Origin of the sequence: Microbispora sp. NPDC049125, from assembly GCF_040802045.1 — a bacterium.
In the GTDB taxonomy this organism is placed as follows: Bacteria; Actinomycetota; Actinomycetes; order Streptosporangiales; family Streptosporangiaceae; genus Microbispora.
In genome coordinates this window covers 1-7,799 of the sequence record NZ_JBEZDW010000084.1, presented here as the reverse complement: position 1 = coordinate 7,799, position 7,799 = coordinate 1, and the positions used below count along the sequence as shown (strand labels likewise).

General features: G+C 72.3%; 2 protein-coding genes. Both read right to left on the bottom strand.

The window, feature by feature from the left end:
* The coding region (locus AB0B72_RS39940; RefSeq protein WP_367744995.1) for a type I polyketide synthase at positions 1-3,889 on the bottom strand (3,889 nt) is incomplete at its 3' end.
* Between the two features lie 49 nt (positions 3,890-3,938).
* Positions 3,939-7,799, bottom strand: a 3,861-nt coding sequence (locus AB0B72_RS39935) for an SDR family NAD(P)-dependent oxidoreductase (protein WP_367744994.1), incomplete at its 5' end; no start/stop codon positions are given.

Below are 7,799 nucleotides of genomic sequence, written 5' to 3'. Positions count from 1 at the left end.
GATCCCCAGGACCCTCCTCCGGCCCCACCGCACCCGACGTCAGCACCACCAACCGCGACTCATCAAACCGCTCATCACCCACGAACGCCTGCACCAACGCCAGCGCCGTGAACGCCGCCTCACGAACCTCACCCCCATCCAGGCCCCCAACCCCCGGAACCACCACCACCCGAGGAACAGCCACCCCCTCGGCAAGAGCGTCATCCAAAGCCAGCCAGTCCTCATACCACTCACCACCACCGGCAGGAGTGCCGACGAACGCCCACCCCTCCACCCCCACCGGCTCACGCGACCCCGCCACCGCGACCCAGTCCAGGACGAAGAGCGACTCGACGCGGTCAACGCTCAGCTGCTCGACCGCCACGGGCCGCAGCGTCAGGCAGCCGACCGACAGCACGGGCCGGCCCTCCCCGTCGGCCACCTCCAGCGCCACCCCGTCGGCACCCGCAGGCGACAGACGTACACGGAGCCCCATCGCACCGGCGGCCCGCAGACTCACATCACTCCACGAGAACGGCAGCCGGGCACCCTCACCCTCAACGAACCCGCCCAAGCTGATCGCATGCAACGCCGCATCCAGCAACGCCGGATGCAGACCAAACCCCGACCCACTCACCCCATCCGGCAACGCGACCTCGGCGAACACCTCCCCACCCCGGCGCCACGCGGCCTTGAGACCCGCGAACGCCGGGCCGTACCCGAACCCCGCATCCGCCAACCGCTCATAATGACCCGCAAGATCAACCCGCTCCGCCCCCACCGGCGGCCACACCTCAAACCCGAACTCCTCAACCGGACCACCGGAAACCAGCACCGCACTCGCGTGACGCGTCCACGCCGTCTCGGCCTGCGCCCCTTCCGAACGCGAGTAGATCTCCGCCGACCGGCGTCCCGACTCGTCGGCCGGTCCGACGAGGAGTTGCACCTGGACTCCGCCGTGCTCGGGCAGGACCAGTGGGGCGTGGACGGTCAGCTCCTCCAGCAGATCGCACCCGGCCTGGTCGCCCGCGCGTACGGCCAGCTCGACGAAGGCCGTGCCGGGCAGGATCACCGTGCCCATCACCGCGTGATCGGCCAGCCACGGGTGCGACTGGACCGACAGCCTTCCCGTCAGCAGGAATCCGTCGCCGTCGGCGAGTGCCACCGCGGCGCCGAGCAGCGGATGGTCGGCCGAGCCGAGTCCGAGCCCGGAGGCTCCGAACGCGGTCATGAAGAAGGCGGGAGCCTCCAGCCAGTAGCGCTCGCGCTGGAAGGGATAGGTGGGCAGGTCGACGCGGCGCGCACCGTCGAAGAGCGGGCGCCAGTCGGCCGCCACGCCACGCACGTGCAGCTGGGCCATGGCCAGGAGGAAGGATTCGGTGTCCCGCCGGTTAGCCCTGAGTGTGGAGACGAAGGCGCCCTCGGCGCAGTCCTGCCCCATCGCGGACAGTACGGCGTCGGGCCCGAGCTCCAGGAAGACACGCACTCCTTCGGCTTCGAGCGTGCGCATGGTGTCGAGGAACCGTACGGCCTGCCGTACGTGACGGACCCAGTGAGCGGCGTCGAACGTCTCCGGCGCGGCGCCCGAGACGATCGGGATGCGCGGGGCGTTGTACGTCAGAGACTCGGCGACCCGGCGGAAGTCCTCCAGCATCGGGTCCATAAGCGGCGAGTGGAAGGCGTGGCTGACCTGGAGCCGCTTGGACTTGCGCCCCTCGAAGGCCCGGGTGACGCGCAGGACGGCCTCCTCGTCCCCGGCCACCACGACCGACCGCGGGCCGTTGACCGCCGCGATGCCGACCCGTTCGTCCAGGTACGGCAGGACCTCGTCCTCGGAGGCGTTCAGGGCGACCATCGCCCCGCCCTCGGGAAGGGCCTGCATCAGCCGGCCGCGTTCGGAGACCAGCGTGCAGGCGTCCTCAAGGGACAGCACCCCGGCCACGTGCGCGGCCGCGATCTCCCCGATGGAATGCCCGGCCAGGAAGTCCGGAGTGACGCCCCACGACTCCACCAGCCGGAACAGCGCGACCTCGACGGCGAAAAGCGCCGGCTGGGTGTGGGCCGTCTGGTCCAGCAGCCCGGAATCCCCGAAGATCACGTCCTTCACCGGCAGGTGCGCGCAGACCTGGTCGAACGCCTCGGCGAAGGCCGGGTATGTCTCGTAGAGCTCCCGGCCCATGCCGAGGCGCTGGCTGCCCTGCCCGGTGAACAGGAACGCCACCTTGCCGCCGGTCACGCCGCCCTGGACCACGTTCGCCGCCGGTTCGCCGCGTGCCAGCGCTCCCAGGCCCGCGAGGAGCTGCTCGCGGTCGTCGCCCACGACGACGGCCCGGTGCTCGAAGGCCGCGCGGCCCGTCGCCAGCGTGTGGCCCACGTCGGCCGTGTCCAGCTCGGGGTGCTCGGCCAGATGTGCGCGCAGCCGTACGGCCTGCTCACGGAGCGCCTGCTCGCCACGGCCCGACAGCACCCATGGAATGGGCCCGCGGACCGGGTCTCGGCCCTCCTGCGCCGGAGCCGGGTCCGGCGTGGCGCCGGGGGCCTGCTCGATGATGGTGTGGGCGTTGGTGCCGCTGAACCCGAAGGACGACACACCGGCCCGGCGCGGACGGCCGGTCTCCGGCCAGGCCACCGGGTCGGACAGCAGGCGCACCGCCCCCGACTCCCAGTCCACATGCGGAGTCGGCTCGTCCACGTGCAACGTCTTGGGCAGCACGCCGTGGCGCATCGCCATGACCATCTTGATGATCCCGCCGACACCCGCAGCCGCCTGCGAATGCCCGATGTTCGACTTCAGCGAACCCAGCCACAGCGGCTGGTCCGCCGGCCGGGCCTGGCCGTACGTCGCCAGGAGCGCCTGCGCCTCGATCGGGTCGCCGAGCACGGTTCCGGTGCCGTGCGCCTCGACCACGTCGACCAGGTCGGCGGTGAGACGCGCGTTGGCCAGCGCGTCCATGATGACGCGCTGCTGCGACGGGCCGTTCGGCGCGGTGAGGCCGCTGCTGGCGCCGTCCTGGTTGATGGCCGTGCCGCGCACCACGGCCAGCACCGGGTGGCCCTCGCGCTCGGCGTCCGACAGCCGCTCAAGCAGCAGCATGCCCGCGCCCTCGGACCAGCCGGTGCCGTCGGCGTCGGCGGAGAACGCCTTGCACCGGCCATCGGCCGCCAGGCCCCGCTGCCGGCTGAAGTCGATGAACGCGGCGGGCGTGGCCATCACGGTCACACCACCCGCCAGAGCCATCGAGCATTCGCCCTGCCGCAGCGCCTGCACCGCCAGATGGAGCGCCACCAGCGAGGAGGAGCAGGCCGTGTCGATGGTGACGGCAGGGCCTTCGAGCCCGAAGGTGTACGCCACCCGGCCCGAGGCGATGCTCCCCGAGTTGCCGGTGCCCAGATACCCCTCGATCCCCTCAGGCACCGCGGGCAGGCGAGAGGCGTAGTCGTGATACATCACCCCGGCGAACACACCGGTACGGCTGCCGCGAATCGTCGCCGGGTCGATCCCCGCCCGCTCGAACGCCTCCCAGGAGGTCTCCAGCAGCAACCGCTGCTGCGGATCCATCGCCAGCGCCTCACGCGGCGAAATCCCGAAGAAGGCCGGGTCGAACTCGGCCGCCCCGTACAGGAAGCCGCCCTCGGCAGAGTAGCTCTTGCCGGCCTGCCCGGCGTCCGGGTCGTAGAGCGCCTCGTCCCAGCCGCGGTCGGCCGGGAAGGCCGAGATGCCGTCACCACCGGAGGACACCAGCCGCCAAAGGTCCTCAGGCGAGGTCACCCCACCCGGATAACGGCAGCCCATCGCCACGATCGCGATCGGCTCCCCGTCAGCGGACTCCAGGTCGCGCAGCCGCTGGCGGGTCTGGTGCAGATCGGCCGTCACCCGCTTCAGGTACTCGCGGAGCCTGTCCTCATTCACCACTGCACCCCGTCCGTTGGCAAGGTCACGAGAATCTGCACTCATGGCGTCAAATCCCTAGCTCGTTGTCGATGAAGTTGAAGATCTCGTCATCGGTCGCCGATCTCAGCTTGTCGGTGACGGCGGCTCCGTCCGGTGCGGCTTCGTCGCATCCGGACAGCAGGGCCTTCAGCCGCGCGGCGATCCCCGCCCGGGCCGAGGCGTCCAGTGCCGCTGTGGAGAACGCCGTCTCCAGCCGGTCCAGCTCGGCGAGCACGGGGGCGATACTCGTCGCCGCCTCAGGCTGGATCTCGGCCCGCAGGTGCTCGGCGAGCGCGGCGGGGGTCGGGTAGTCGAACAGGAGGGTGGCCGGGAGCCGGAGCCCCACGGCGGCGCCGAGCCGGTTGCGCAGCTCGACGGCGGTCAGCGAGTCGAAGCCCGACTCCATGAAGCCGCGTCCGGGCTCGACGGCGTCCGGCCCGGCGTGTCCCAGCACGGCCGCCGCCTGGGCGCGGACCAGCTCCAGCAGGGCCTTCGCCTGCTCGGGGCCGGTCAGCCCGGCCAGGCGGGCGCTCAGGGCCACCCCGGTGTCGGCCGTACGGCGAGAGGGGGCGCGCACCAGGCCGCGCATGATGGGCACGCCCGCCATGGCCGCGAGGTTGAGCCTGATCGGGACGAGGGCGGGCGCGCCGGCGGTCTGGGCGGCGTCGAAGAGGGCCAGGCCCTCGGCTGCCGACAGCCCGGTGACACCGCTGCGGTTCATCCGCAGGACGTCATCCTGGCCGAGCCCGCCGCCCATGCCGCCGCCTTCGGCCCACAGGCCCCAGGCGAGGGACAGGCCGGGCAGTCCCATGGCCGTCCGGTGCTGCGCCAGCGCGTCGAGGAAGGCGTTGGCCGCGGCGTAGTTGGCCTGGCCGGCGTTGCCGAAGACCCCGGCTGCCGAGGAGAACAGCACGAACATCGCCAGATCCATGTGCCGGGTGAGCTCGTGCAGGTGGAACGCGGCGTCGACCTTCGGCCGCAGGACCGTGTCGAGCCGTTCCAGGGTGAGAGCCGAGACGACGCCGTCGTCCAGGACTCCCGCCGTGTGGACGACGGCGGTGAGCGGGTGCACGGCGGGGATCGCGGCGAGCACCCCGGCCAGCGCGTCACGGTCGGCCGCGTCGCAGGCCGTGATCTCCACTGTCGCACCGAGCGCCGCCAGGTCGGCCTTGAGCCGGGCCGCGCCCGGACCGTCGCCGCCGCGGCGGCTGGTCAGCACCAGCCGCCGGGCGCCGTGGGCCGTGACCAGGTGCCGGGCGAGCAGCGCGCCCAGCGCGCCGGTGCCGCCGACCACCAGGACGGTGCCCTCGGGGTCCAGCTCGGTCACCGCCGCCTCACGTGCCCGGCCGGAGGCGGCTTCGGGGGCCGGTTTGGGTGCCGTGTCCGCCGTCGTCACGCGGGCGAGGCGCGGGCTGAGGATCGCCCCCGCCCGTACGGCGAGCTGCGGCTCGTCGGCCGTCACGGCGACGGCCACGGCGGAGCCCAGCAACTCGGGGTCGTCGAGGTCGATCAGGGCGAACCTGCCCGGGTTCTCCGACTGCGCCGACCTCACGAGACCCCAGACCGTGGACGTCGCCAGCCCCGGCACCGCGTCCCCGGGCGTCGCAGCCACGGCCCCCTCGGTCATGAACACCAGCCGGGAGTCGGCGAACCTGTCATCGGCAAGCCAGTTCTGCACCAGAGCCAGCGCGCTGAACGCCGCGTCCCTGACGGCGCCCGGCACATCCGCCCGATCCCCGTACGCCGAATCCCAGTAGGTGGGGTCGTCCGGTGGGGCGCAGGCGACCACGACCACGGCGGGCACCTCGGCGCCGTCGGCGAGAGCGTCCTCCAGGGCCGGCCAGTCAGGGTAGGTCTCGGCGCCTCCGGCCGCCCCTTCACCGACGACCACCCAGCGGTCGACCGGGTGGACGGGCCCGGCGACCGGCGTCCAGTCCAGCCGGAACAGCGAGTCGTGGACGCCGCCGCGGGGGCCGGCGAGCTGCTCGGGGCTCACCGGCCGCAGGACCAGTCCCGAGACGGACGCGACGGCTCTGCCCGCGCCGTCGGCCATGTCCAGGGCGACGCCGTCCGCGCCCGTGGGAGCGAGGCGCACGCGGAGCGTCCGCGCTCCCGCCATGTGCAGGGTGACGCCGGTCCAGGCGAACGGCAGCCGGGGGCCGGCTTCGGTGACGAACCCGCCGAGGCTGATGGCGTGCAGCGCGGCGTCCAGCAGTGCCGGATGCAGGCCGAACCCGGCCACGTCGGTGTCCTCGGGGAGTGTGACCTCGGCGAAGACCTCGTCGCCGCGTCGCCATGCCCTGGTGAGGCCGGCGAAGACGGCTCCGTATCCAAATCCGGCGGCGGCGAGGCCGTCGTAGTGTCCGTCCACATCGGCGGGTGTCGCGTCCGGCGGAGGCCAGGCGGCGAAGTCCACCGGCTCCGCGGCGGTCTCGGCGTTCCCCACGTGTCCGGCCTGGTCGACCGGCGCCACCACGCCTGTCGCCTGCCGGGTCCACGGCTGGTCGGCGGGGGCGCCGTCGGGACGGGAGTAGACGTCCACCGGGCGGCGTCCCGAGTCGTCTGGGGCGCCGACGGCGAGCTGGATGTGCACGCCGCCCCGTTCGGGCAGGGTCAGCGGAGCCTGGATGGTGAGCTCCTCCAGGTGGCCGCAGCCGACCTGGTCGCCCGCCCTGATGGCGAGGTCGACGAACGCCGTGCCGGGCAGGATGACGGTCCCCATCACGGCGTGGTCGGCCAGCCACGGGTGGGTCTGGAGCGAAAGCCTGCCGGTCAGCAGGACACCGTCCCCGCCGGCCAGCGGCACCGCCGCTCCCAGCATGGGGTGGTCCGCCGATCCCAGCCCGAGGCCGGCGGTGTCGCCCGGTATCGGCCGTGCCTGCGGCCAGTAGCGCTGGCGCTGGAAGGCGTACGTGGGGAGGTCCACGCGCTGAGCGCCGGGGAACAGGGCGGCCCAGTCGATGGCCACGCCCGCGACGTGGAGCCGGGCCAGGGCGGTGGTGACGGTCTCCGCCTCCGGCCTGCCCTTGCGCAGCGTCGGGATGAAGGTGCCGTCGGCGCAGTCTTGGCCCATCGCGGTCAGTACGGCGTCGGGACCGAGCTCCAGGAAGACCCGTACTCCTTCGGCTTCCAGCGTCCGCATGGTGTCCAGGAAGCGCACCGGCTGACGGACATGGGAGACCCAGTAGTCCGCGTCGTAGCCGAAGGTGATGGGGATCTGGGGAGGGTTGTAGGTGAGGGATTCGGCGATCTGGCGGAAGTCCTCCAGCATCGGGTCCATCAGCGGTGAGTGGAAGGCGTGGCTGACGTTCAGCCGCTTGGACTTGCGGTCGGGGAATTGCGCGACCACGGCGTCGACCGCGTCTGCGTCCCCGGCTACGACGACGGACTGGGGGCCGTTGATCGCGGCAACGCTCACCCGGTCGGTCAGATACGGCTGGACTTCGTCTTCTGAGGCGTTCAGAGCGACCATCGCCCCACCCTCCGGAAGGGCCTGCATAAGACGGCCCCGTTCGGTGACCAGCGTGCAGGCGTCCTCAAGGGACAGCACCCCAGCTACATGGGCTGCGGCGATCTCCCCGATCGAATGCCCCGCCAGGAAGTCCGGCACGATGCCCCACGACTCCACCAGGCGGAACAGCGCCACCTCGATCGCGAACAGAGCGGGCTGGGTGAACTCCGTACGATCCAGCGACTCACTATCAATGGCCGGCAGATGAGCACACACCCGGTCGTACGCCTCGGCGAAGGTCGGGTAGGTCTCGTACAGTTCCCGGCCCATCCCGGCCCGCTGAGACCCCTGACCGGTGAACAGGAACGCCACCTTGCCACCGGTGACAGCGCCCTGGACCAGATGCGGGGCCGTCTCCCCCCGAGCCAGCGCCGACAG